Here is a 25,578-nt window from a genome sequence, read left to right on the forward strand (position 1 = left end):
TTTTTTATTAATTATGATGAGAGAAATTTCGTTATTTAACCTAAAATTTTATCCGGTGTAATTGGCAAATCTCTCAGTCGTTTTCCAATAGCATTAAAAATAGCATTTGCGATCGCCGGCGCAGTTCCGATGATTCCGACTTCTCCCAAACCTTTTGCGCCAGTCGGATTGATATTCGGATCCGGTTTACCAATGAAACCCACTTGGATAATCGGTGCATCTGCGTTAACAGGGAAATGATAACCCGCCAAATCGTCGCCAATTAAAGCACCAAGTTTTGTATCAACAGTCTGTTCTTCCATCAGCGCCATTCCAATACCGCCAACTGCCGCACCAGACATTTGATTGGCAGCGGCTTTGTCATTGACAATTTTTCCGCCATCTGCTACACAAACCATTTTTTCGATTTTGACTTTTCCGGTTTTGATATTGACTTTTAGCTTACAAAAATGAGCGGCTGACGAGCAAAATGAAAACTTCTTGCGCTCTTCTCCCGGACCGGAACTGCCATCTACAATGATCTCTGTCAAATTATTATTTTCCCAAATCTCTGAAAAAGAAATAAAACTGGAATTGGCTGACTTCAGATAAATATCTTTATCGGAAAGCAAAATATCATCGGCTGTTACATTTTTATAAGTACTATTTTGAAGGGCTGCATATTCTGCTAATTTTAATTTCAAAGCTTTACTTGCTTCCACTACAGCTCCACTTACGGATGACATTCCGTTGCTCCCGCCTTGGCTTGGCGCTGGCGGTAGATTGGAATTTCCCAATTCGATCTTGATGTTACTTTTTGGAATTCCCGTAATCTCGCTGGCAATATTCTGCATTCCGGTTCCGGTTCCAGTTCCAATGTCGGTCATCGCAGTTTGAACCGTTATGATTCCGTCTTTTGTCATTTTAATGGCTGCGCTTGCGTTTGCTCTTCCGGCGTTCCACATTCCGACGGCCATTCCGTAACCAGTGTACCAATCGCCATCTACCAATTGTTTTGGACTGGATTTTCTTTCTTTCCAGTTGATCATTTCGGCACCTTTTGCCAGACATTCATCAAGAAAATTAGTTGACCAAGGCAAGCCTGTCTCAGGATTTTTTTCTAAAGCTAAATTTTTCAATCTTAGTTCCAAAGGATCCTGATTAAGTTTATAACTCAACTCATCTATTGCAGATTCTATAGCAAAATCTCCGGTGCAATCTCCCGGACCACGCATCCAGGTTGGCGTACTAAGATTTAATGGAACGATCGCGGCTTCGGTTTTAAGATTATCAAACTTATAAATCAATCGCGTCACGCGCGTAATGCCTTCGCTGAAATTTTCGTATTTTGAAGTGCCATTTTTAGCCTGATGAGAAATTCCAGTAAATTTTCCGTTAGCATCAGCTCCCAGTTTCACTTTCTGCCAGGACGCAGGTCTGTAGCCACTTCCGGCAAACATTTGAGATCTTGTAAGCATTAATTTTACTGGTCTTTTGACTTTTTTGGCAGCCATCACAGCAGCTAAAGCGTGAGGCCAGACGCGCAGTCCGGAACCAAATCCTCCACCAACAAATTCACTGATGACTTCGATATTCTTTTCAGGAATTCCGAACAATTTTGCAAAAGTCTTTTGTACTCCATTGACACCTTGCGTTTTATCATACAATTTTAATTTGTCCGGAGAAATCCATTCTGCCGTTGTAGCGTGCATTTCCATCGGATGATGAACTTCTGCTTTGATCGTATATTCTGCTTCGATGATATTTGAAGCGTTGTTCCAATTGTTGAGATCTCCCCGTTCTTTTCCTTCTTCTTTCAATGGAATCTCAGGATGCGATTTTTTAAAATCAACATTGAATTGATCTGTTTTATATTTTGCTTCGACAAGTGACGCAGCGTAAACAGCATCTTCCAAAGTCTCAGCAATGACCAGAGCGATTGGCTGACCTTTGAAAAAAATCTTATCCGTATGAAAAACCGGCAAACCAAAACGGGATTCCTTGATTTTAGCTTCATCAGCCAAACCCGGAACTGTTTCTTTATTAAGATGAGTAATGATGTCCACAACGCCCAAAACCTGTTTGGCATTTTCGAGATTAATGCTTTCAATCTTTCCGGATGGAACTGTACTTCCGACCAATACGCCGTAGCAAAGATCTTTCACATCATATTCTGCCGAGTATTTTCCTTTTCCGGTGACTTTAGCGATCCCTTCTACCCGACCTTCCGGCATTGTGACAGGATTATTTTGATTATCGAAAAAATTCATAATAAATGATTTGATGTGTTTAAACTTTAATACAATCCTGAAGTGCTGTTTCAATTGCGCCTTTCAACATACTGACTTTGAAACTATTGTGAGATAAAGGTTTCAAATCTTTTGTAGCGATGGTTGCAGCTTCCGCGAAATTTTTCGCATTAGGTTCTTTATTTTTCAGAAATTTTTCGGCTTCGTACCAGCGCCATGGTTTGTGTGCAACGCCTCCGGATGCCAATCTGGCTTCCACAATTTTATTATCTTTTAAATGCAAAGCAGCGGCGACGGAAACCAATGCAAAAGCATAAGAATCGCGGTCGCGCACTTTCACATAAGCAAAATTTTTATTAAAATGATTTTCATTAATGGAAACAGAAGTTATCAAAGAATTTTCAGGCAAAGTATGATCTTTTTGAGGTGTAGATTCCGGAAGTTTATGGAAATTTTTAAAATCAATAGAACCTTGTTTTTGATTTTTAGATATGAAATTGACTTCCGCATCCAAAGCTGCGAGCGCAATACATAAATCCGATGGATGCACCGCAACACATTGCTCATTATAACCAACAATGGCGTTCATTCGATTTTCTCCGGTGATCGCACTGCAGCCGCTTCCAGGTTTTCTTTTGTTGCAAGGTGTTGTCACATCATAAAAATATGGACATCTGGTTCTCTGCAGTAGATTTCCCGCTGTAGAAGCCATATTTCTGATCTGAGGCGATGCTCCTGCTAAAATTGCTTTTGAAACCAACGGATGCTGAGAAAGTACAGTCTCATCTAAAGCAACGGCGGTATTACGCACCATTGCGCCGATTTCTATTCCTTTGGATTTTTTTTCAATTTTGTTTGATAAGGAAGAAGTGATGTCCAGCAAAGTGTCAGGCTGTGCAATATTTTTCTTCATCAAATCTATCAGATTGGTTCCGCCAGCAATGAACTGTGCAGTTTCTTTCTTTTGAGATAAAGCTTGTGAAACGTTCTCGGTTTTAATAAAATTAAATGGTCTCATTTTGCTGCAACTTTTTGAATGGATTGAACAATTCCGTTATAGGCGCCACATCTGCAAAGATTGCCACTCATAAATTCTTTAATTTCTGCAACAGAACCTGTATGACCTTCTTTCACGCAAGCGACTGCGGACATAATCTGTCCCGGTGTGCAATAGCCGCATTGGAAACCGTCACATTCTATAAACGCTTCCTGCATCGGATGAAGTTTGTCTCCATTTGCCAAACCTTCAATAGTCGTGACTTCTTTTCCGGGAATCATTGCAGCAAGGGTCAAACAGCTCAAAGCTCTTTCCCCATCGATATGAACTGTGCAGGCGCCACATTGTCCGTGATCGCAACCTTTTTTTGTCCCAGTAAGATCAAGGTTTTCTCGTAGTAGATCCAGCAATGTCGTTCGGCTGTCGCTGTCTATTTCGTAGGCCTTTTTATTAATGGAAACTTTGAGTTTCAATACCTTTTTTGCAGGTACGAAGAAAGTTTTCACATCATTATAAAAAGCTTTAACCGAGGTCGGAATCGCTGCAAAGGCAGCCAATAATCCTGTTGTCTTGAGAAAGGATCGCCTGTTTAAATTATGTATGTTGCTCATAAGTCATTATTTCCACTTTAAATATAGGAAATAAAGTATCCGATTTCACAATGATAAGACTATATGAAAACGTTCTAAATAACTTATCTACAAATTGGTTAGAATATCAGCAATTGACATTTGAATTTTACATTGAAAATAAAATTTATTTAAGCCACTTTTTTCTTTTTCAATTGATCCTTTTCATATATTTTCTTCAATCCATTAGCATTGACGATCACACAAGCCGTTACACAGAGATACATTGCAAAATAAATCATCAGCATCTTAATTCCGGAAACGCCCATAAACATTAATAAAATCTGAGAAACAAATCCCATAAGCCAGCCGACCATCATAATGCACACCACCGCAAAACCGAAAATCCCCAGTTCCTCAGCTGGTTTGTATACGCCAATTTTCTTAAAGATCCAAAGTGGAATCAGAAGTAGCAGCAAAGCAAATGGATGAAATGCTGCAAAGGCAACCAGAAAACCAGGCTCCGCTTCGATGCTGTGAAGGATATCGATGATGTTAAAAGGCAATTCCATCGTATTTTTTTTCTTGTTCTGAGATTTGAAGAAGCTGTCTTTTGGTGTACATCATTGGTTTTGCAAGAATAAGATTTGGGAATTCTGCGATGCCAATATTGTACATTGTCACACTTTCGTTATAAAATTCACGTCGGTCTGCAATAGCGTCCTCAATCTGAGAAACGCGGTTTTGAAGAAGCTGAAAATTCTGATTGGTTTTGATGTCCGGATAATTTTCAGCGACTGCAAAAATAGATTTCAGCTGCGTCTGCATTTGGTTGGACAGTTCTACCTTATCTTCCACCGAATTGGCATTGAGAAAATTGGTTCTAAGTTCCGTCAATTTCGTGAGCATAGATTCTTCAAACCTCATCGATTCTTTTACAACTTTGATTAGATTCGGGATTTCGTCCGCTCTCTGTTTAAGAAGTACATCGATATTTCCGAAAGATTTGTCGACATTATTTTTCAACATTACAAGCCTGTTGTAAGTCGAGATAATGACATTGAGAAGTCCTAAAACGACTAATCCAATAATAACGTAAGCTAAAATCTGTATCATAATTTTTGTTTTAATTAATGTTAATCTATTCCGATGGCTGGGTTACTTCCAGGCTGTCTGCCTCATACATATTTTCGACCGGCTCGGTGTTTCTCTGCTCGTAACTGTCATAGATATTATCATAAAAATCATCAACCGACTTTACCGGTTTAGAATTTTTAAAAGGCAGATCGAAGTTGATCTTTCCAAACTTTATCGAATCATTGTTCAAGGTGACAGGCGTTAATAAAATAAGCGCGATGAGAATGACCCAAAAATAAATAAAATATCCCGCTGACTGCAAAATGGGACGCATTGTATTATAATTTTCAACGCTTTCCACTGGCGAAATTCCGAAGACATTTTTAATCTCTTCTCTTTCAAAAACAGGTTCGTTAATTCCCTGAATACTTGCTTTACCTATCAGTAAAACATCCATATTTTCTTTGAGAAGATATTGAGTGTACCGCTTTTTTGAGGCTTCATAACGCTCATCGATTTCGAAATCTATAAATTCTATATCATTTGACAGAACCTTCATCTGACCAGTTGAATCCTGTACGTAGAAAGGTTTGCAGACTGTTTCCGAAGATTCCAGTGAGTAGGAATTATCGCCGTCTTTGTCTGTAGAAATATTTTCGATAGTATAGAGATAACCAAGACATTGCTTGCTTCCGATCCTTGAAATCATCGTTTCAATCGTTTTTGATTTTCCGGAGATTTCTGCCAGACCCATCGCTACAGAACGTATGGTTGCAGTTGGCAATGTCCGTTGAAATCTGTAAAATCTTTTTTTGTTATTTGATTTTAATGAAGATAAAAATGGTAGAATAATAAAGACGATAATAATGAAATACGGAACGCCCAATGATAAAACCACTCCGAAAAACAACAAACCTGACAAGGTGATCAAAATCTTTTTCCAAAGCGGAAGCGCCGGTTTTCCAGATCTTAGTCTGCGTTCATTTTCTTCTTTTGAATTTTGAAATCCACTTCTGACGGCTGAAACAATCATCCCGATAATACCTAAAAGGAAAACAGAGAGAAAGAGTGCAATCGCAATTAATGCAGCTAATCTGCTGTCATAGAGCGAACAGAGATAGATCAGTAAAGGATTCAGAACAAAGAAAAGCCATTTTGGTTTTAGATTAATTTCGTACAGTCCCATAATGATGACCGTGTGAAAAATGGCTACAAAGATACTCATCACCATGAGCATAATCAAAAGTCCGCTGTCTACTTCTAAAGTTTTATAGAACTCAGAAAATTCACTCATATATAAAAATATTGATTGACTGTAAATTACGAAAAACAATTAGAGTACCAAAGCATAAACCGATTCTTGCAAATAGTTTCTGCAAAAAGTACTCTGGAAGAGCAATTCCGGGTTTTGTCAACACCAATGTCAACACTTTAAAGTCAATAAAGACTGATATTTAGAATAAATTTACTTAACAAAATTAAATTGATTAGATGAAATTTACTACCAAATCTCTTTTTGTTTTTGTGTCTGCAGGCATCAGTATTGGTGCTGCCGCGCAAAGTACAAATCTGAAAAAACAACAAGGCTACCTCGCTTCTCAAAAGAATGGAAGTATTTCTGTACTGTCCCGCTGGAATTCTTTTAAACCAAAAGATGGGTACAAAGCTTTTGCTGATCCTCAACAAAAAATGTTAGCCCAAATGGGACTTTCAATACCAGAATCTAAAACGGCAAATAAGACCAACCAGTTCTATGGCGGCGAAGCCTACAAAGGCAACAATGTTCCTTATGCATCCATAACAGATGGTCTTGGCAATACTTATATTACTGGAGGAAGTTCAAATGAAAATCAGGCTTCCGGTGACTTCTTTACAATGAAGATCGGACCGGATGGACAGACAATTTGGCAAAAACGCGAGCAGGCTGCCCAGTTTGCTGTAGAATACGGAATGCAGATTGCGTTTGACAATGCCGGAAATGTCATAGTATCCGGCCTAAAGTGGAATGGAAATGATATGAATATACGGGTCATTAAATATGACACTTCCGGTTCTAAGCTTTGGGATACTACTTTTGACAATGGCAAACAAGGCCTTGATGTTCCAAACAGTCTCGCTACCGACGCCAATGGAAACGTTTACATTACCGGAATTGCCTGGTCGGGAAATTCTATTGATTACGTCACTATCAAATACAACAGCAGCGGTTCTGAACAATGGCATCACACAGAAAACCCTGCTGGTGGAGAAAGCTGGAATGAGGCAACAGCGTTAGCAGTGGACAACAGCGGCAATGTTTTGGTTACAGGCTACAGTCCCAATGCAGACGGCTGGCTGAATTATCATACCATTAAATATAACGCTGCCGGTTCTAAACTTTGGGAAAAGGCATATAATTATGAAAGCACCGATCCTGAGAATATTGCAGACGTCACCAACTCTGTGGCAAGGGCAATCACCAGCGACGGAGAAGGAAATGTCTATGTCACCGGAACTTTTGACACCTTCCTAAACCGAATAGGAACCATCAAATATAATCCTGATGGAGAGCAGGAATGGATTCAGACTTACAGGTCTGACAGCGAATCAACAATGGGTTGGAAGGCAGGTCTTAAAAACAATAAATTATATGTTGCAGGCAGTCACGCAGGCAGTTTTTCAGAAGACGGAACCGTTTTGCTGTCTTACAATCTCGACGGTACTCAGAATTGGGTGAAGGAAACCAGTGATCTTATCGAAACGAATAATGCGAAATTGACTTTTGATGCACAAGGTAATATTATAACGTCTGCCAATGGTATGACGCCAGGCGCTGAAGAATGGGAGCAGGATGTTGCAGCTCGTGCTTATAAATATTCGACGGACGGAGAACTTTTAGGGCGATCTGCTTTTGTAATTTCTACCACTACAGGAATGGCAACGATGGGACAAATGGCTGGCGCGGGAACTGATGATAACGGCAATATTTATTTCTCTGTGAATTCCTATTACACTGAGAAAGGTGCAGTGTTCGAAACTGTAAAATCAACTTTTGGTACAACAAGTCCTTCTACACAATGGAATGCCGTCTACACCAATCTTGGAACAAAAGATGCGACAATGTTGAATTCTTTTAATGATAAGAATGGCAATACTTTTTCAACGGGTTCATATTTCAACTATGCCGATGGAATGCTTAACAACAACTATTTTCTTGTGAAGCACAATGCAGAAGGAAATATAGCGTGGGATGCCGTGTTTAATTCAGAAAATGGTAATGCTGCTGAAGGCATTGTGGCGAGAGCTGATGACAACGGAAACACTTATGTCTGCCTGTTGCCTAGTTTTGATCAGAATCCTCCAGCTTTGAAAGTCATAAAACTATCACCTGAGGGCAGTCAACTGTGGTCAAAGAACATCGAACTTTATAATGCTCAGGTTTATGTGATGGAACCTCAGGCAGACGGCTCTGTTTATCTTGGTGGTACGGCCAAAGAAACCGAAGGAAGTGCTTCCATCTCGTTTTTAGGAGTCAAACTGGCTGCTGACGGTTCTCTTGCGTGGAAAACTTATATGCCCGGAACCAGCGGAAACAACATCTACAGGATAAGTGCCGGAAAAGTTGATGCCAACAAACGTCTGATTCTCACCGGTGCACACGGCAGCGGCAGTTTCATCTCCGAAAATGTAAATCTCACAACAGTTCAGTTCAATGCAGACGGAACTCCGGGTTGGATGAGCTCTGTACCTGTTGACGGTTCATCTTCATATGGTACAGATCTTTATATTTCGAATGACAACAGCATCTACATCAATGGTTATGCAAAAAATAAAGAAACCTATGCTGATGACATTGTAACTGCAAAAATCAGCGCCACAGGAACTACACTTTGGAGCAAGACTTTTGGTGATACTGACAGAGACGAGCGTTCATATACCATAAAACCTTTTTCCAGTGGAGATATTGCTGTGGTAGGTTACAGTCTTGCACTTAATGGCGATATTAATAATACTTTGGTAAAGTACAGCGCATCCGGTGATCAACTTTGGGATTTTGCATCCGAAAACATGCGTTACTACAACGATTTCCATATTGATGCTTCTGATGTATGTTATATTATGGATCAGGTTCAAATTGATCCTTTTCCTCACAAAATATTCAATCAGCCTTTCCCTATTGCATCTTTGATTAAAGTTGATAAAAACGGACAGAACAAAGGTGAGACATTTTTTAACGGACCTGAATATGCAGAGTTCTTCGGAAAAAAACTTATTCCGCATTCTGATGGCAGACTTTTGCTGGCGGGCAGTGCGAGTAACCAATCGTTTTTCAGCGGACTATACTTTTTCGAAACTGAACACGATGCCACTCTTGGACTTTCGGATAACTTAAACGCTTCCTCAACTCAGGATATATTGGGACAAAACTATCCAAATCCGGTTTCAAATACTACGACAATACCATTTACACTTCTCAATAGTGGCAAGGTGGTGATCAAACTTTACAGCACTCTAGGCAGCCAGATCAGCGTCATAGCAAATGCTGTTTATCCTTCCGGCAGAAACACCGTAACTTTTGATACTAAAGATTTGCCAGCAGGATTATACTTTTACCAGTTAGAATCATCAGGCATTAAGCAAGCTAAAAAGATGATCATTAAATAGTTTTAATTACTAAATAAATCGAAGGCTTTGGGTAAATATCCAGAGCCTTTTTTTGTTTATGCAGTATAAAAATTTAAATTTGAACTATTATGCTGAAGATGAACAAAATAAATACTGTAATACTTCTTTTTTTAATTTTAATATTTGCCGTTTCCTGCAACAAGGAAAGTCATGAAACTATCATTAATAAGACTCATTCTTTAAATGATGAATCAACCAATTACAGGAATCTCGGCGATGAGCAGTGGCATCTTGGAAATTATCAGGAAGCACTCAACTATTTTACAAAGGCTTATAAAAAAGTAAAAGCATCCGGTGACGAAAAAGAAACCGCAACCCTCCTCAATAATCTTGGATTGGTACACTGGCGGCTGGAAAACAATACCGCCGCTATGGAATGCTATACAGAATCTGCCGCACTGGCTGAAAAAAACGGAATGACCAGGCTTTTGGGTCTTACTAACACGAACAGGGCATTAATATTAAAAGAGCAAAGAAATTTTGAAGCGGCATTTACCCAAAATAATGAAGCCATCAGATTGTTCAGAGAGATTGACCAACCCAAAGATCTGGCGGTTGCTTACAACAATCAAGGACAGATCTACCGCTATTCCGGAGCGTATGATGAGGCTTTGAAATTCTATCTTTTATCTTTAGAAGAATGTGAAAAAATCAACAACAAAGAAGGTAAAGCCATTGCTTACCAAAACCTCAGCAACATCTACGCTAAACAGGGCAATAAAAAAGAAGCGCTAAACGCCGCACGGAAATGCCTGGAGCTGAGCTATCTGGTTAAAAGTAAAGTCCGCATCAGCGAAGGTCTTGAAGAACTTTCCCACAATTACGATCTATTTAAAATGCCGGATTCCGCATTATATTATTTCAAAAAACATAATGAGGTGGAAAAAAGTATTATGCAGGCCAATCAAAGTAAAATCCTGTCTCAATATCAGGCCAACTTAGGAATTGAAGTGAAAAACCTCAGAATTAAAAATCTTCAGAATGAGAAAAAAATCACGAATGACCGCGTAATATTCATCGGAGCCTGCGCCATCATCGCATTGCTTATTTCTGCATTTTTTGTTTACCGCTATCTTTCTGTGATCAAATTCAGAAAAAAACAACTGGAATTAGAACTTGAAAATTCGAAGCAGCTGATCCAGATAAAAGAAGAAGATCTTAAAACCTATATCATAGATCTCACGCATAAAAATAATATCATCAGCCAGCTCCAGGAGCCAGACAAAGAAATTACAGATATTGACTACGACGTGAGTGAACTGCTTGAACAGAAAATAATAACCGATGATGGCTGGGACAAATTTAAAAAACGCTTTGCAGAAATATACCCGGATTTTTTCAGCAAAATAAAGAAAAGCGGCATTCCTGTGACCGAGGCAGAAGTCCGCATATTGGTTCTGATGACCTTAAAACTCAATGGCAACGAGATGGCAAATACTCTTGGCATTTCGCCCCAAAGTGTGCGAGCGTGCAAGATGAGACTCAAGAAAAAACTGCAGCTCAGCAATTATGAATCTGTAGAAATGTATCTACAGAACATTTTTTCCTAGATATTCTAGTCCAAACTCCTGTCCAAATGCACATATCCACCGTCCACATGGATCAGCTGGCCTGTGGTGTGAGACGATTTTTCAGATAAAAGAAATGCTGCCATATTCGCAATTTCCTCCGAAGTTGTCATTCTCTTTCCGAGAGGGATTTTTGAAGTAATGCTTTTCAGTTTTTCATCCGGATTTTCAAATGTTGAGATCCACGATTCATAAAGTGGTGTCCAGGCTTCCGCAACGATGATGGCATTGACACGGATGCTGTAGGGCAAAAGCTCAACTGCCCATTCTCTTGTCAAAGCATTTCTGGCTCCATTTGCTGCGGCGTAACCGGATGTTCCGCCTTGTCCGGTTTCAGCAGTTTTGCTGCCAATATTTACGATTGCGCCTTTGCTTTCTTTGAGATAAGGAAGTGCGTGATGCACCAAAAGATAATAGTGCACTACGTTTTTGTGATATGAATTTAGGAAACCTTCGTACGATCCATTTTCAAGACCTACTCCATCGTTGACACCTGCATTATTCACGATTCCATCTATTTTACCGTGTTTCTTTACAACTTCATCGATAGCTTTTTTGCATTCTTCGGGTTGGGAAAGTTCGGCTGTTACAAAGTCGGCTTTTCCACCAAAATCCAGGATTTCCTGAACGGCTTTTTTGTTGTCATCTTCATTTCTGCCGATGATTATTGGCAATGCATTTTCTTCAGCCAAAACATTGGCAATACCTTTTCCGATGCCTTTTGCGCCGCCGCTTACGATAATTATTTTTTGGTCGAGATTTAAATTCATAATTTATAAATTGTAAAATTCAATTGCATTTCCTGAGAAGAAAAGCTGCTGTTCAGTTTGTGTAAATTGGCTGACATATTTTAAAATTAATTCAATCCACAAAGCATAATTTCCGCCCAACAACATCACAGGCCAGTCGCTTCCGAAAACCAAACGTCTGATTCCGAATTGTGAAAATATGAAATCCAGAACTTCAAAAATTTCTTTTTCATTAATATAATTCCAATTTCCCTGAGTTAAAAGTCCCGAAATTTTGCAATAGACATTAGGGTTTTGAGCTAATTCTGAAATGTTAATTTTCCAGCTTTTTAAATCATTTGTTTTCAGATTAGGCTTTCCGCAATGATCCAGAATGAAAGGCTGATCCGGCAATTTCTCAGAAAGTTTCACGGCGTCAGAAAGCTGATCCTGTCTTAATAGAATATCGAAAGTGTAATCATATTTATGCAAAGCAGCGATTCCGTTAAAAACATTTTCTTTCAGTAAAAAACCAATTTCTTCTCCTTCAGCAACGTGCCTGAAACCTTTGATTAGTTTTTCGGACTGATAATTTTGAAGCGATTCTTCAATATTGTCTGAAGCTAAATCAATCCAACCGACGACAGCTTTAATAAACGGATTTTCTTTAGCTAAATTTAATAAAAAAGCTGTTTCCTCATCACTTTGACTTGCCTGCACAGCAATACAGCCTTCTACTCGATTTTCCTCGATGAACAAAGAAAAATCTTCTGACAGAAAGTCATTTTGGATGACGTTCATATCTTTCGTAATCCAGCTATCCCGAATCGGATCAAATTTCCAAAAATGGACGTGAGAATCGATAATCATTTTTATCAGTTTCTGAGATGAAATTTATATTAAAATGATTTATTCTCCGTGAGCTTTTACTTTTTGGATGCTGCTTCCCAGACCTTCAATTCCTAATTCTACAACATCTCCCGGTTTCAAATACCAAGGTTCAGGTTTTTGCCCCAAACCAACACCAGCAGGCGTTCCCGTACTGATAATATCTCCCGGAAGCAAAGTCATAAACTGACTGATATAGCTCACGATAAAAGGAATATTAAAAATAAGATTAGAAGTATTTCCGTCTTGCAGCATTTGTCCATTGACCTTCAGCCACAAGCGTAAATTATGAACATCTTCAATCTCGTCCGGCGTCGCAATGAAAGGACCAATCGGCGCAAATGTATCGCAGCTTTTTCCTTTTACCCACTGTCCGTTTCTTTCTAGTTGAAAAGCTCTTTCGCTGTAATCGTTGTGCAAAACGTAGCCGGCAACGTGCTCCAGCGCATTTCCCTCAGAAACATAACTTGCTTTTTTACCGATGACAATTGCCAGTTCAACTTCCCAGTCGGTTTTTGTACTGGTTTTAGGAATGATCAAATCATTGTTCGGACCAACAATTGCAGTCGTCGCCTTAAAAAACAAAATAGGTTCATGTGGAATCGGCGCGTTGGTTTCTGCTGCGTGATCTTTATAATTCAATCCGACACAGATTATTTTTGATGGTCTTGCTAAAGGTGAACCCAATCTTTCGTCGGGAGAAATTTCCGGTAGATTCTGCGTATTAATTTCAGATTTTAAATTTTCTATGGCATCGCCGGAGAAGAAGTTTTCATCGTAATCTTTTACCAAATGCGAGACGTCATATCTTTTATCGTTAATAATGACGCCCGGTTTTTCCTGTCCCGGTTTTCCGAATTTTATTAATTTCATTTTTGATTTTTTTAGTTATTTAAAGTTGTAAAACCACCGTCAATTGGATAATCTACACCAGTGATAAATGAAGCTTCGTCACTGCAAAGAAAAAGAGCGAGAGAAGCCACTTCCTCAGGCTGAGCCATCCTTCCGATGGGTTGGGTTTTGGATAATTTTTCAAACATTTCTTCGATGTTGTCAGGATAATTTTTCTGTAAAAATCCATCTACGAAAGGCGTATGTACACGAGCCGGAGAGATTGAGTTGCAACGGATATTATCATTAATATAATCTTTAGCAACACTCATTGTCATTGCTTTTACCGCGCCTTTTGCAGTACTGTAGGCAAAACGGTCAGGAATTCCTACCAATGCAGCAATGGAAGCCATATTAATGATCACACCACCACCAGATTTTCTAATCTGCGGAATCGCAGCAAAAAGACAATTGTAAACGCCTTTGATGTTGACATTGTAAACTCTGTCGAAATCTTCTTCCGAAGTTGTGTCCGCTTTTCCTATATGTGCAATTCCGGCATTATTTATTAGAATATTAATTGCTCCAATTTGATCGAAAACGTCTAAAACCTCTTTTTGTTTTGAGACATCACAGGCGTAAACTGTAGCATTTCCTCCTGCATTATTTATTTTTTCAAGCGTTTCCTGTCCGTTTTGTTCTGTAATTTCGAGAATATGAACTTCTGCTCCATTGGCTGCAAGCTGAACCGCAATCGCTTGTCCAATTCCGCTTCCGCCGCCTGTTACAACTGCTTTTTTATTTTTTAATGAAAACATTTATGTAATTAATTAAATGATTAAAATAATTTTTTAAGACTCAAGATTATTCTCCAAGATATTTAGATTACCATTAATCATTATGACGACATTTTATTTCTAAACCTTAGTGAAAATAAAAGCACGATGACAAAACACAATAATGGAACAGCATAAGAAAAATGAATATTCCCAGAAATATCTGTGATTTTGCTTGCCAAAGGCGGTATAACTGCGCCGCCGACAATTGACATAATTAATAAACTGGAGGCAGGTTTTGTGTCCGGTCCTGCGCCTTCGATTCCCAAAGCAAAAATAGTTGGAAACATTATGGACATAAAAAATGTCAGCGCCACAAGTGCATACAAGGTTGAAATTCCCGATCCTAGAATTACCCAAATGCTGAGAATAATACTGATGATGCTGTAAATCATCAATAGTTTTTGGGGCGAAATATATCTCATCAGAAAAGTTCCTGCAAAACGCCCGATCATAAATAAAAATCCTGCGACACCAGCATAATATTTAGCTTCCTGACCCTTCATATTAATTGCGTCTTCTGCAAAAACCAAAAGAAAACTGAAGATATAAATCTGTGCCCCGATGTAAAAAAACTGAGCTAGCACACTCCAACCGACATTTTTTACGCCCAAAACCTGCAGAAAATTTTTAGATGACTTCTCCTTATTTTCAGTAACATCAGGTAGTTTTACGAATAAGAATAAAAACATCACCAGCAAAATGATAATGCCCAATATGATGTACGGTCCTTTCACGAGTGAAGTTTCTGCCTGAATGTAGGCCAGTTTTGCTGTCTGATTGAGCGTGGCAATTTCATTCTGTGATTTTGGTTCGTCACTTAAAATAAAAATACCGCCAACAATTGGAGCGACAGAGGCTGCCAAACCATTGAACGACTGGGCAAAGTTTAATCTTTGTGTTGCCTTTTCCGGTGCACCCAAAATAGTGATGTATGGATTTGCCGCAGTTTCGAGTATTGCCAAGCCGCACGATAATATGAAAAGTGCACCAAGGAAAAATGGGTAACTAATCGTATTGGCTGCGGGAACACACATAAAACAGCCGGCTGCAAAAAAGAACAAACCGACAAGAATTCCGGTTTTGTAACCATACTTCTGAATAATTAATCCGGCGGGAATTGCAAGTAAAAAATACGCTGCAAAAACAGATGAATCTACCAACGAAGCCTGGAAATGATTGAGCTGAAAAGCACTTCGCAAATGTTTGATCAGAATCGGATCCAGATTATGGATGAAACCCCAAAAGAAAAACAAACTCGTGATGAGAATGAGTGGAAAGCTGTAGTTCCTCTTTCTGGCTGCAGAAAGAAACGAATTTTCCGATTGGACATTTTTCATTGGTTGGTTTGTTAATTATTGATTGGGGGTCAGATGAAAATGAAAAGTTTAATCCAGTTCACAATTTATTTTAAAATAAAATTTCATTAATTCTGATTGAAAAAATTCAAACTTTCCTATTTTTTAAAATTATATATATTTTCCGGATTAATGTTACAGGACGGTACAAGACAGTTGAAATACAACGCTGTTCGGTTGAGAATTTACAAATCTTTATTTCCACTTTTAAATTCAAAAAAAGGAGATGAATAGCGCTGAGAATAACGCATAAAAAAACAACCAAATCATTTTTGGTTGTCCTTAATTATTTCGAATAAATGTTCTTCTGTTGCCTACTCCACCGAAATCGATTATTATTGTAACCACATTCTGAAATCAAAAAAAACAAATCATTAAAAATGATCCAATTATACCGAAAGACAGCTTTGATAGAAGGCGTTTCTTATCTCATTTTGCTCTTCATTGCAATGCCTTTAAAATATTTTTTTAATATTCCAGAGGCTGTTAAATATTTTGGCTGGATTCACGGTATTTTGTTTCTGGCATTTTTTGTTTGTCTCGTGATTGCTTCCATCAAATACCGTTGGAGTCTGATTAGAATTGCACTCTATCTGCTAGGTTCTGTGCTCCCGTTTATTCCTTTTCTGCTGGATAAAAAATTAGAACAGGAATATCCTAAATAAGGAAACAATTCAAAGTGACTTTGGTTTTTGAATCGACAGTTTTATAGCAAACTTAATCTAGTATAGCTGCCGAATTAAAATCATTAATAGAGAAATGTTCCATTAATGAAAAAGTCTGCTATTCAATGACCGCAGTTTTTATTTTTACAGTATGTGCTGAAAAATATCCTAACGCTCCATTGCTAATATTGCTGGGCGGATTTGTAGGCGTAATCCCGCCACCTGGTCCACCGCCACCCGAAAGCTGGAGTAATGCAGAAAAATAAGTATAAATCTTATCATCAATGCAGTTCATTTCGACCGTCACTGTGTCGCCCACTTTTACTTTTACGCTGCCGTCTTCGTCATCATTTGGCAGCAGAAGTGGTCGTTGGTTTGGCAATCCGTTATTGACATTATCCGAGAATTCCAGGAAATTAGCTTTCGACCGATCGTTTACCGTGTAGCGAAAAAGGTAGCGATTTCCCAATGCAGGCGGATCTGTAAAAATCGGTAACAGCGTATAACTCACTTCTCCGGCTACCAGAAAGGAATCCTGCTCCAAACCTTCAAAATCTACCGCTTCCGGCATTGTACTTTTAGCGATATAATCTTTTCCATCTGCCTGGATTTTCAAAGTGTAGGTTCGCCCGGATTGTCCCAGAAAATTTGAAGATTGATAATATCCATTTCCAATATATTTTAAAATTTCGGATTGTCCCAGATCATCACTCAAAACCACATCACTGTTCTCTACCGCAGGATATTCATTGGCCTGCGTAAAGGCGACTGACTTTGTAATTCTCACAAAATATGGTCCGGGCCGATCTGTAATATTTCCTTCAATTACAATCTTTCCGCTTTGATCATCCAAATCGAGGTCGATTTCTTTTTCGCAAGACAGGATCAGAAAAAGAGAGAATAGGAATAACAATATATTTTTCATCATTTTAATTTAGAATTTGAAATTGTAAGTAATGTTTGGAACCCATCGGAACAGCGAAGTCTGCATCGCTCTGGTAGTTCCCGGTCTGTCCGGATTATCTTCAAAATTAATCGTGTACGCGTTTTCTCTGCCGTAAACATTATAGATCCCAAATGACCAGGAACCTTTGAAACGTTTTTTCGAAACCGGCTCATACGTTGCGCTTAGATCCATTCTGTGGTAAGCGGGCATTCTGTCGGCATTTCTGTTGCTGTATTGGAAGACGGTTTGTCCGTTCAGTTCGTATTTTCCGGTTGGGAAAGTGACTGCATTTCCTGTGCTGTAAAGAAATAAACCGGATAAAGACCATTTTGGATTTAATTGATAAGTGGCGACCACAGAGAGATCGTGGGTTTTGTCCTGTCTGGCGTTGTACCATTCATCATCATTGATTCCGTTGATTTTTCTTTCCGTTTTTGATAAAGTGTAGGAAATCCAACCTGTGAGCTTCCCGCTTTTCTTCTTGGCAATTAATTCTAAACCGTAAGCTCTTCCTTTTCCGAATAGCAATTCGCTTTCAACATCGGAAGCTGTGTCAAATGTGATTTGCGCGCCATTTTTATAGTCAATTTGGTTTTGCATTGATTTGTAATAAATCTCAGCATTCAATTCGTAATTATTATTGCTGAAGTTTCGGCTGTAGCCTGCGCTTATCTGGTCAGAAATCTCAGGTTTCACGGTGTAACTGCTTCCAATCCATTGGTCGGTAGGATTTCCGCTTCCGCTGTTGCTAAGCAGATGCAAATTCTGAGTGTTTCTGGAAAATCCACCTTTGACACTGCTGACTTCATTAATTCTGTAGTTCGCTGTGATTCTTGGTTCGAGATTAATATAAGTCTTTCCGAATTTTCCTTTTTCCAAAAATTCAGAATTGATAATGGTTCCGTTTTCATAAGTATTAAAAGTGTCGCCACCCAAAACACTGAACATAGACAGTCGCAATCCATAATTGATGGTCAGCTTTTCTGTCGCTTTGAAATCATCATTCATATAAAAAGCATTTTCCCAGGAATATCTAGGATTTCTCGGAAAACTGCTTATACTGGTTCCTGATGCACTACTTGGCGAAATCGTATGATAGATCGACTGCAATCCAGATCTCACAGAATGTTTATTTCCGGCAAACCAGGTAAAATCCTGTTTTAAATTCCAGTCTTCAATCTGAGAGTCCAGTCCGAAAGTATTGTCATTACTCGTTAAACTGACGTTATAATTGTAATTGCTGTAGATGAATGAGGTGTTCGAAAACAATTTGCTGTTGATGATGCTGTTCCATCGCAAAGTCGCAGTTGTATTTCCCCAATCGGTAGCAAAAGTATCTCCCAAACCAAGAACATCTCGCCCGAAGTAACCTGATAAATATAATCGGTTATTGTCATTAATTTGATAATTGGCCTTTAAGTTTAAATCATAAAAATAAAGCTTGCTGTCCTTGAAATCGTCAGTCGTTTTCAAAAAAACATCCGCATACGTTCGCCTTCCGGAAATAATGAAAGATGATTTTTCCTTTTGAATAGGACCTTCCACGCTCAATCGGCTGCTGATTAAACCAATTCCCCCTGTGACGTTGTAATCTTTGTTGTTTCCGTCTTTCATTTTCACATCCAGAACAGAAGACAATCGGCCACCGTATTGAGCCGGGCTGTTTCCTTTGATAATGCTCGCATCTTTGAGTGCATCACTGTTAAATGTACTGAAAAAGCCAAGCAAATGTGAAGCGTTGTAGACAGGAGCTTCATCCAGCAAAATCAAGTTTTGATCCGTCGCGCCACCTCTTACACTGAAACCGCTGCTTCCCTCGCCGTTGCTTTTAATGCCAGGCAAAAGCTGAATTGTTTTCATCACATCTTTTTCACCGAAGAGAACAGGCAGTTTTTCGATCTGTTTGATGCTCAAAGTCTCGGTTCCCATTTGCGCTGTGGAAAGATTTTTGTCTTTTTTCACGGCGGAGATGACAACTTCATCAATGTTTGAAGTTTTTGCCTCGTCTTCCTGGCTCAATGAAATATTAAGCTTAATATTATCTTCAACAGTAATCATCTGCTGAAAATCTCTGAATCCAGGATTTGAAATCATCAATGTGTACGAACCTTTCGGGAGAGAAAGTGAGTAAAAACCATACTCATTGGCATTGATAGAAATTGTAGGATCTTCTGCAATTCTGACCGCAACGCCTATCAGTATTTCGCCATTTCTCTGATCTTTGATGGTACCGCTCACCGAATAATTCTGCTGTGCAAAAACGACGGTACTAAGGCAAACTGCAGCGATAGAACTTGCAATTTTGAAGGAGGATATCTGCATTGATGTGTATTACGCAGTAAAGATATAATTTTCGGAACTTACCATCATTCTGTGTTTCGCAATGCTGTAAAAAATTAATATTGCCCGTTGACAAAGAAACGAGATCAGTAATCTGCGAATTTTCTGTTTTATGATCTAAAACATAAATTAATATTTATTTTGTGCTTATGTAATTATAAAGTAGGTACACAATTTGAGATGATGAGAATAATCAAACTTTATATATGAAAAATATAGACTCAAATACTATTGCGCTTATCGGCGGAGGGCCAGCTGCGCTACTGGTTTTGAAGAATATTTTTGACAGCAACATCACGGCGACAACGGTTCACATCTTTGAGAAAAATGACCGACTGGGCGTTGGCATGCCTTACGGAAAACTGGGAGCTTCCAAAGAACACGTTGCCAATGTTTCAGCAAATGAACTTCCCCATTTTGAAATTAGTTTTGAAGAATATTTGAGTCAAAATCCGACTGCTGACTTTCCTGATTTCTCTAGGGACGGAAAGTGTAATCCGTATCAGGTCATTCCAAGACTTCTTTTGGGAAATTATTTGGAATTCAATTTTAAGCATTACACCAAAATAGCGAAGAAAAAAGGAATCAAGGTCATTACCAAAACAAACAGTATTGTTGATGATATTATTAAAATCAATGATGGAAAGGAATTTAAAATCATTGTCAATCAGACCGAAGAATATGTAACTCATAAAGTCATTCTGTGCACCGGACATTACTGGCCTAAAAAACACGAAGATGACAAAACAGGCTGGTATGATTCTCCGTATCCGCCGTCAAAATTCCAGTCTTATTCCAATCATCCCATTGCAATTCGCGGAACTTCGCTGACGGCTGTAGATGCCGTGAAAACACATTCCAGACTAAATGGCAAGTACGAAGCAATGCCGGATGGCCAATTGAAATATACATTGAACGAAGGTTCTGAAAACTTTCGAATCGATATGTTCTCGACAGGCGGATTTTTGCCTGCCTTAAGATTTCATTCTGAAGATGAAGCATATTCTAATGAGTGGACAATGTCACTGGATGAAATCTATGATTACAAGAAAAATCACAATGGTTTTGTTGATCTTGATTATGTTTTTGAAATCAATTTCAAAAAGCCTCTTAAACAGAAAGATCCCGATTTTCATCAAAAAATAAAAGACCTCAGCATTGAAGAATTTGTGGCTGAGATGATGACAATCCGAAAAGAACTTGACAGTTTCCAGCTTTTCAAAGCAGAATACACCGAGGCAGAAAAATCGATAAAAAGACATCAGTCTGTAAGTTGGAAAGAGGCACTTTCTGCTTTCAGTTACTCTATGAATTATCCCGCAAAGCATTTCTCTGCAGAAGATATGACGCGCCTTAGGAAAACACTTTTACCGCTTATATCCATTATCATTGCATCCCTTCCGCAGTCATCTTATAAAGAGATTATTGCTTTGTATGACGCCGGAATTATTGATTTGATTCAGGTTGATAAGGAAAGTTTTGTAGAGCCGCATACAGAGGCCGGAGGAATTTATCACTACAAATCAGCGGAAAATGAACAATTTCAGAAACATTATCAGTTGTACATCGATGCGGTCGGACAACAGCCTTTGGAAGTATCAGATTTACCTTTTGCTAGTTTAAGATCAAGTGAGTTGGTCAGCGCTGCGTATCTTAATTTTAAGGAAAACAGTAATGCTTTAGAACTACAGGAAAACAGTGAAGTCTCAGTAATAAAAGGGCAAAACGATAATTATTATATGAAAGTTCACGGTTTGGAAATCAATGATTATTTTCAGTCGCTCGACACATACGGACAGGCTGTGGACAATCTTTTTATAATGGCAGTACCATTCATTGGCGGACTCAATCCCGATTATTCTGGTTTGGATTTTTGTGATACAGCCGCCAGCCGAATTGTAATGGCGATAAAGTAGTTTAATTTTTAATCAATATTTACAATCAAAAATATACTTATCAGGAAACCAAATTTTACCTATTCATAATCAAATCTATGTTTTACAGAATCCCGTATGAATTTTCATTGCGGGATTTATTGTTTGATACTTTAAAATTTCTGTGTTAAAAATTAAGTTGATTGAAGCAATGCCGAGATTTACTTGCTCACAATCCGTTCCTGCTTTAACTTGTCCAGTTCCAGTTTGAAGCATCCAAGAATGAATTCAGTGTAGTAAAGCTGAGCGTTCACAGCTTTTGTCCTGGAATGCAAATCCAATCGCTCTGATAGAATCACGTTTCCTTTATAGGTGATTGAAAAATAAGCGTAGAGTTTTCCTTTTGATTCCTCCACCGGCGTCGCATAACCTGTTACTGCAATGGACCAGTCGGTTTTATACAGTTTAGCGACATTCAGCGCCATCGTTTCTGCAATGAGAGAAGATACGCCATTCGCTTCCTGTGCTTCCTGAGGATCAACATTTAGAAGTCTTGATTTCTCTTCCTGGCTGTAAACCGTCATTCCACCCGTGAAAAACTTCGACGAATCTTTCATCTGCGAAAATGAAAACTGTAAAAATCCCGAAGTCACACTTTCTGCAACAGAAATCGTTTCGTCATTCTTCAGCATACGGCTTCCAATATAATTGAGTAAGTTTTGAAGTTCAACAATAAAAAAAATAAGCGATCTAACGGACAGCTCATCAGAACTGACACCTATCTGCGATGATTTTAGAATCATAAATTAAATAATCTTTAGGACAGCATTTGATTTTCCAGATGCTACAAAACGAAATTAGCAAAACAAAGACCCTTTTCTTATGACTTCAATCATTTCCTAAAATATTATCAAATATTTTTATGCAAACAATAAACGATTATTATTAAGGTAAATATAAAATCGTGCTTATGAGTTTTGATTTCGATTATTTGAAGGTATGATATTTGGAGATCTGTGAATCATCAAATCATTTTGGTTATATAATTGTTTACCGCTAAAATTTAAGATAATGCTAAAAAAAGGAGACAGAGTGCAATGGAAATTTCGGTACGGCGAAACGCACGGGATCATTACAAAAATACATACCGCTGATTTTATGTTTATGGAAAAACAGCGACGAGCTTCTGAGGAAAATCCGCAATATGAAGTGATGAGTGAGAAAACCGGGAAAACGGCTGTACATAAATCATCAGCATTGAAAAAAATATAAATTGGTTCGTTTAAATCACATTCCGATTTTCTATGTGAAATAAATTTAAAGATTTACAGAATTATAAACCATTCGCTTCATCAAATTTCCGTTTTGCCTCACTATATAATGATTCCCGCTCGTAAACGTCCTCGTAAAATGATTTCTTTTCGCGATAGATATTGAGTAACGTTTTTTGTTCTGATGGCAATTGACTGGAATCTACATTCTTAGTTTTTAACTGCTGAATGATCTCCTTCCTGTCATAAGCGTGGAGTTTTTTGAGAGCCTCGTAATAGTTGATCGCAGCGCCTTTCAAAGCTGAAGCCTCGTCAACATTCAGCGTCTGCATTTTTTTAATATCGAAAATAATCTTATCAAAAGCCTTAGATTTTCGGTCCACAGCTTTTAAGGCGCCATCATAGTCTTCATCCAAAAGACTTTTTAGTTTCCTGGATTCATAACCATCTTTGCCTGCGACAATATGGAAAGCCACACGTTCCTGCCCGTCAATTTTTTCCCTGAAATCTTCTGCTTTTGGAGAATTGCAGGAGATAACTCCCAGAATCAAACAACTCGTGAGAATATTTTTCATTTCAGAGAATGTTTAAAGTTAGTGTATTCAAATCCGGCGATTGGTAGCTGTCCGACTTTTCCTCCGTTATTTCAAAATTAAAAGAGGGGAAATTGCTCGTTTTCAAATCATAACTGATATTTTTGGAAGCGAGAAATTCCTTTACGGTGCAGATAAGATTTTGTATTATCCAGACATTCATCGACGATTTTTGATTGATAAAAAGGTCGATGGAATTCCAGATTTTCAGGAAAGTAAGTTCTACAATTTCCTCAGCCTGTTCTTTTGACTCTACAGATTTCAAAGCCAATCCGTATAATGTACAGCTGTATCTTGAATACATATATTGAAAACCTGCTTTATCTTTTTTCTTGATTAACAAATACAGATCCGTGTCAGTTATTATTTGGCTATTCTTTTGGGACATTGCTTATTACTCTAATTATTGCTGCTCCATTCCTGGTACTAACGGCTTATTAAAAAATGGATAAAACAAGAGTAAACTACTATCGATAAAAAATTAATATCAGTTTCGCTTAATGCAATGATACAACGCAATCATTTGTGCCATTTATTTATAAAATCATCAGATAAATTTCACTCTGCAAATTGTATGCTAAAAATAATTATCGCTTCATATAATTTATCGTCAACTTATAAATACGCCGTTTTAATGAAATAAAAAATCTCCTTATTCAAAAACCAATAGCATCCTTTTTGATAAAGTGAAATACAAACATTATATAAAATACATTTATTTTGATGAAAAAAGTATTAGCCATTTTTTTAGCCGGAACTGCCGCAACAGCAGTAATTTATCTCTCACGTTACAGCTATCTGTTCAAAGCCATTGGAATCAATTTAAAAGAAGGATCACTGACACCTTCCACCGATGATGCTGAGAAATTCCCCTACCACGTTGTCCAGAAATCTTTACCGGAAAAATGGAAAACAGCATCAAATTACAATCAAAAAATCCTGTCTGAGCGCCTTACAAAAGATCTCAAAAAAACCAGAGCTTCCTCGCTGTTAGTGATTCAAGATGGTAAAATTGTCCTCGAACAATACTGGAAAGATCACAATGCTAGTTCGCTTATCAATTCTTTTTCTATGGCAAAAGGAATACTTTCTATTCTTGTAGGCTGCGCTATTGCCGATGGTTATTTGGATTCTGAAGATGCGCTCATCTCTTCATTTTTCCCGCAATACAATGAAAGCCATTATGGAAAGCATCTCACTTTGAAACATCTGATGACGATGCAGGCCGGATTGGACTGGGAAGAGGAATATCATCATCCTTTCGCACCCAACTCAGAACAATACTTTGTAGATGATCTTGCTGCGCAGGCACTGGGTGTCGAAGTCAAAGAAATGCCCGGCGAAAAATACGAATACCAAAGTGTTGCAGCACAACTTATCGGTCTGGTCCTGATCAAAGCAACAGGCAAAAATCTCGCAGACTACCTCTCAGAAAAGATCTGGAAACCTCTGAAAATGGAATCATCTGCAAAATGGAGCACCGATGAAAAAAGTATGGAAAAAGCGTTTTGCTGCATCCACGCTACCACAAGAGATTTTGCAAGGATCGGTCAGCTGATTTTGCAAAACGGAAACTGGGAAGGGAAACAGCTGATAGATCAAGAATTTTGCAAACGAATGCTGACACCTACCAAACAGAACACCGCTTTCTGCTACACAATCTGGGCAGATGATGATGACGACGTCAATTATCGTTTCTTTTACGGATTCCTCGGACAGTTTATCATTATCATTCCGGAAGAAAATTTGGTGATCGTAAAGACAGGAATGTACAACAGATTGAAAGTTGATGAGAAAAAAAGACCAACACAGGCAAAACTTCTGGTGCAGGAATTTGTCAGAAAAAAACAATCGTCATTAGACTGATAAAAGATTATTTATCAGTTAAAAACAAAAAATCCCCAAATGAATGGGGATAAAAACTAATAACCATGAAAACCTTTTAAAAAAATTTCCGTTGCAAATGTAGAAAAAATCGAAAGATTGCACCATCATAAAAGATGTTAATTAAATTATAAAAAAAGCTCAATTTCTAATTTTTCTAAATTTTAATTTGAATGATTTTATTTTAGACAGATCATTATAAAAAAGCTGTGATACAATTCATTAAAATAAAAAATAATTATTTTTGTTTTTAGAAGGTA

At 38.2% G+C, this 25,578-nt stretch carries 22 protein-coding genes; 6 read left to right on the forward strand and 16 right to left on the reverse strand.

What is annotated here, in order from left to right:
- Positions 1-35: 35 nt before the first annotated feature.
- From LUD75_RS06930 to LUD75_RS06955, 6 genes are all read right to left on the reverse strand, one after another.
- The gene (locus tag LUD75_RS06930) at positions 36-2,249 is read right to left on the reverse strand and encodes a xanthine dehydrogenase family protein molybdopterin-binding subunit (RefSeq protein WP_232704953.1); all 2,214 of its coding nucleotides are present in this window, start codon (positions 2,247-2,249) and stop codon (positions 36-38) included.
- Positions 2,250-2,268: 19 nt separating this feature from the next.
- Complete coding sequence (locus LUD75_RS06935) at positions 2,269-3,246, reverse strand: xanthine dehydrogenase family protein subunit M (protein ID WP_232704954.1); 978 nt, start codon at positions 3,244-3,246, stop codon at positions 2,269-2,271.
- Positions 3,243-3,836 carry a (2Fe-2S)-binding protein gene (locus tag LUD75_RS06940; RefSeq protein WP_232704955.1) on the reverse strand — a complete coding sequence of 198 codons (594 nt, stop codon included), beginning with the start codon at positions 3,834-3,836 and terminating at the stop codon, positions 3,243-3,245. The genes LUD75_RS06935 and LUD75_RS06940 overlap by 4 nt, the downstream gene beginning before the upstream one ends.
- Positions 3,837-3,985: 149 nt before the next feature.
- A complete protein-coding gene (locus LUD75_RS06945; RefSeq protein WP_232704956.1) occupies positions 3,986-4,366 on the reverse strand; it encodes a hypothetical protein in 381 nt (126 codons plus the stop codon).
- Entirely contained in the window at positions 4,350-4,910 is a 561-nt protein-coding gene (locus LUD75_RS06950) for a LemA family protein (protein WP_232704957.1), read from the reverse strand. Before LUD75_RS06950 ends, LUD75_RS06945 begins: the two co-directional genes overlap by 17 nt.
- Positions 4,911-4,935: 25 nt before the next feature.
- Positions 4,936-6,165 carry a hypothetical protein gene (locus LUD75_RS06955; protein WP_232704958.1) on the reverse strand — a complete coding sequence of 410 codons (1,230 nt, stop codon included), beginning with the start codon at positions 6,163-6,165 and terminating at the stop codon, positions 4,936-4,938.
- 197 nt (positions 6,166-6,362) lie between these two features.
- On the opposite strand from LUD75_RS06955, the gene LUD75_RS06960 reads away from it, so the two are divergent.
- Both LUD75_RS06960 and LUD75_RS06965 read left to right on the forward strand, forming a co-directional pair.
- Entirely contained in the window at positions 6,363-9,515 is a 3,153-nt protein-coding gene (locus tag LUD75_RS06960; RefSeq protein WP_232704959.1) for a T9SS type A sorting domain-containing protein, read from the forward strand.
- A gap of 98 nt (positions 9,516-9,613) precedes the next feature.
- Positions 9,614-11,086, forward strand: a complete 1,473-nt coding sequence (locus LUD75_RS06965) for a tetratricopeptide repeat protein (protein WP_232704960.1) — start codon at positions 9,614-9,616, stop codon at positions 11,084-11,086.
- 5 nt (positions 11,087-11,091) lie between these two features.
- Here the strand turns inward: LUD75_RS06965 and LUD75_RS06970 are convergent, their stop codons facing one another.
- The 5 genes from LUD75_RS06970 to fucP all read right to left on the reverse strand — a co-directional run bounded on the left by LUD75_RS06970 (position 11,092) and on the right by fucP (position 15,727).
- The gene (locus LUD75_RS06970; protein WP_232704961.1) at positions 11,092-11,874 is read right to left on the reverse strand and encodes an SDR family oxidoreductase; all 783 of its coding nucleotides are present in this window, start codon (positions 11,872-11,874) and stop codon (positions 11,092-11,094) included.
- A gap of 3 nt (positions 11,875-11,877) precedes the next feature.
- Positions 11,878-12,702: an amidohydrolase family protein gene (locus LUD75_RS06975; protein WP_232704962.1), complete on the reverse strand. Its 825-nt coding sequence runs from the start codon at positions 12,700-12,702 to the stop codon at positions 11,878-11,880.
- 39 nt (positions 12,703-12,741) lie between these two features.
- Positions 12,742-13,593 (reverse strand): fumarylacetoacetate hydrolase family protein, encoded by an 852-nt coding sequence (locus tag LUD75_RS06980; protein WP_232704963.1) that lies wholly within the window; start codon positions 13,591-13,593, stop codon positions 12,742-12,744.
- An 11-nt stretch (positions 13,594-13,604) separates the two neighbouring features.
- Positions 13,605-14,369: a glucose 1-dehydrogenase gene (locus LUD75_RS06985; protein ID WP_232704964.1), complete on the reverse strand. Its 765-nt coding sequence runs from the start codon at positions 14,367-14,369 to the stop codon at positions 13,605-13,607.
- Between the two features lie 80 nt (positions 14,370-14,449).
- Positions 14,450-15,727, reverse strand: a complete 1,278-nt coding sequence (gene fucP, locus LUD75_RS06990) for an L-fucose:H+ symporter permease (RefSeq protein WP_232704965.1) — start codon at positions 15,725-15,727, stop codon at positions 14,450-14,452.
- A gap of 398 nt (positions 15,728-16,125) precedes the next feature.
- Between fucP and LUD75_RS06995 the strand changes: the two genes are divergently transcribed.
- Positions 16,126-16,410: a DUF3817 domain-containing protein gene (locus LUD75_RS06995; protein WP_232704966.1), complete on the forward strand. Its 285-nt coding sequence runs from the start codon at positions 16,126-16,128 to the stop codon at positions 16,408-16,410.
- Positions 16,411-16,528: 118 nt separating this feature from the next.
- On the opposite strand, the gene LUD75_RS07000 is transcribed toward LUD75_RS06995, so the two are convergent.
- Positions 16,529-17,338, reverse strand: a complete 810-nt coding sequence (locus LUD75_RS07000; protein WP_232704967.1) for a DUF4249 domain-containing protein — start codon at positions 17,336-17,338, stop codon at positions 16,529-16,531.
- 6 nt (positions 17,339-17,344) lie between these two features.
- Positions 17,345-19,678, reverse strand: a complete 2,334-nt coding sequence (locus LUD75_RS07005) for a TonB-dependent receptor (RefSeq protein ID WP_232704968.1) — start codon at positions 19,676-19,678, stop codon at positions 17,345-17,347.
- 224 nt (positions 19,679-19,902) lie between these two features.
- Between LUD75_RS07005 and LUD75_RS07010 the strand changes: the two genes are divergently transcribed.
- Positions 19,903-21,612: an FAD/NAD(P)-binding protein gene (locus tag LUD75_RS07010; RefSeq protein WP_232704969.1), complete on the forward strand. Its 1,710-nt coding sequence runs from the start codon at positions 19,903-19,905 to the stop codon at positions 21,610-21,612.
- Positions 21,613-21,791: 179 nt separating this feature from the next.
- Here LUD75_RS07010 and LUD75_RS07015 read toward each other — a convergent pair whose 3' ends face one another.
- On the reverse strand, positions 21,792-22,373 hold the full coding sequence (locus LUD75_RS07015) for a nicotinamide-nucleotide amidohydrolase family protein (protein ID WP_232704970.1): 582 nt from the start codon (positions 22,371-22,373) through the stop codon (positions 21,792-21,794).
- A 268-nt stretch (positions 22,374-22,641) separates the two neighbouring features.
- Here LUD75_RS07015 and LUD75_RS07020 point away from each other — a divergent pair, with 268 nt between their 5' ends.
- Positions 22,642-22,842, forward strand: coding sequence for a DUF2945 domain-containing protein (locus tag LUD75_RS07020; RefSeq protein ID WP_232704971.1), 201 nt, complete (start codon positions 22,642-22,644; stop codon positions 22,840-22,842).
- A gap of 61 nt (positions 22,843-22,903) precedes the next feature.
- Here the strand turns inward: LUD75_RS07020 and LUD75_RS07025 are convergent, their stop codons facing one another.
- Positions 22,904-23,416 (reverse strand): hypothetical protein, encoded by a 513-nt coding sequence (locus tag LUD75_RS07025; protein ID WP_232704972.1) that lies wholly within the window; start codon positions 23,414-23,416, stop codon positions 22,904-22,906.
- A gap of 1 nt (position 23,417) precedes the next feature.
- The gene (locus LUD75_RS07030; RefSeq protein ID WP_232704973.1) at positions 23,418-23,738 is read right to left on the reverse strand and encodes a sigma factor; all 321 of its coding nucleotides are present in this window, start codon (positions 23,736-23,738) and stop codon (positions 23,418-23,420) included.
- 419 nt (positions 23,739-24,157) lie between these two features.
- Between LUD75_RS07030 and LUD75_RS07035 the strand changes: the two genes are divergently transcribed.
- Positions 24,158-25,300 carry a serine hydrolase gene (locus LUD75_RS07035; protein ID WP_232704974.1) on the forward strand — a complete coding sequence of 381 codons (1,143 nt, stop codon included), beginning with the start codon at positions 24,158-24,160 and terminating at the stop codon, positions 25,298-25,300.
- Positions 25,301-25,578: the final 278 nt, after the last annotated feature.

Origin of the sequence: Epilithonimonas sp. JDS (assembly GCF_021261315.1) — a bacterium.
GTDB lineage: Bacteria > Bacteroidota > Bacteroidia > Flavobacteriales > Weeksellaceae > Epilithonimonas.

Excerpts from the sequence above, each read along its gene's own strand:
- LUD75_RS06930 (WP_232704953.1), bottom strand. The coding sequence starts at position 2,249 with ATGAATTTTTTCGATAATCAAAATAATCCTGTCACAATGCCGGAAGGT.
- LUD75_RS06995 (WP_232704966.1), top strand. The coding sequence starts at position 16,126 with ATGATCCAATTATACCGAAAGACAGCTTTGATAGAAGGCGTTTCTTAT.
- LUD75_RS07000 (WP_232704967.1), bottom strand. The coding sequence starts at position 17,338 with ATGATGAAAAATATATTGTTATTCCTATTCTCTCTTTTTCTGATCCTG.
- LUD75_RS07030 (WP_232704973.1), bottom strand. The coding sequence starts at position 23,738 with ATGTATTCAAGATACAGCTGTACATTATACGGATTGGCTTTGAAATCT.
- LUD75_RS06945 (WP_232704956.1), bottom strand. The coding sequence starts at position 4,366 with ATGGAATTGCCTTTTAACATCATCGATATCCTTCACAGCATCGAAGCG.
- LUD75_RS07025 (WP_232704972.1), bottom strand. The coding sequence starts at position 23,416 with ATGAAAAATATTCTCACGAGTTGTTTGATTCTGGGAGTTATCTCCTGC.
- LUD75_RS06980 (WP_232704963.1), bottom strand. The coding sequence starts at position 13,593 with ATGAAATTAATAAAATTCGGAAAACCGGGACAGGAAAAACCGGGCGTC.
- LUD75_RS06950 (WP_232704957.1), bottom strand. The coding sequence starts at position 4,910 with ATGATACAGATTTTAGCTTACGTTATTATTGGATTAGTCGTTTTAGGA.
- LUD75_RS06985 (WP_232704964.1), bottom strand. The coding sequence starts at position 14,369 with ATGTTTTCATTAAAAAATAAAAAAGCAGTTGTAACAGGCGGCGGAAGC.
- LUD75_RS07010 (WP_232704969.1), top strand. The coding sequence starts at position 19,903 with ATGAAAAATATAGACTCAAATACTATTGCGCTTATCGGCGGAGGGCCA.
- LUD75_RS06960 (WP_232704959.1), top strand. The coding sequence starts at position 6,363 with ATGAAATTTACTACCAAATCTCTTTTTGTTTTTGTGTCTGCAGGCATC.
- LUD75_RS07020 (WP_232704971.1), top strand. The coding sequence starts at position 22,642 with ATGCTAAAAAAAGGAGACAGAGTGCAATGGAAATTTCGGTACGGCGAA.
- LUD75_RS06955 (WP_232704958.1), bottom strand. The coding sequence starts at position 6,165 with ATGAGTGAATTTTCTGAGTTCTATAAAACTTTAGAAGTAGACAGCGGA.
- LUD75_RS07005 (WP_232704968.1), bottom strand. The coding sequence starts at position 19,678 with ATGCAGATATCCTCCTTCAAAATTGCAAGTTCTATCGCTGCAGTTTGC.
- LUD75_RS06935 (WP_232704954.1), bottom strand. The coding sequence starts at position 3,246 with ATGAGACCATTTAATTTTATTAAAACCGAGAACGTTTCACAAGCTTTA.
- LUD75_RS07015 (WP_232704970.1), bottom strand. The coding sequence starts at position 22,373 with ATGATTCTAAAATCATCGCAGATAGGTGTCAGTTCTGATGAGCTGTCC.
- LUD75_RS07035 (WP_232704974.1), top strand. The coding sequence starts at position 24,158 with ATGAAAAAAGTATTAGCCATTTTTTTAGCCGGAACTGCCGCAACAGCA.
- LUD75_RS06970 (WP_232704961.1), bottom strand. The coding sequence starts at position 11,874 with ATGAATTTAAATCTCGACCAAAAAATAATTATCGTAAGCGGCGGCGCA.
- LUD75_RS06975 (WP_232704962.1), bottom strand. The coding sequence starts at position 12,702 with ATGATTATCGATTCTCACGTCCATTTTTGGAAATTTGATCCGATTCGG.
- fucP (WP_232704965.1), bottom strand. The coding sequence starts at position 15,727 with ATGAAAAATGTCCAATCGGAAAATTCGTTTCTTTCTGCAGCCAGAAAG.
- LUD75_RS06940 (WP_232704955.1), bottom strand. The coding sequence starts at position 3,836 with ATGAGCAACATACATAATTTAAACAGGCGATCCTTTCTCAAGACAACA.
- LUD75_RS06965 (WP_232704960.1), top strand. The coding sequence starts at position 9,614 with ATGAACAAAATAAATACTGTAATACTTCTTTTTTTAATTTTAATATTT.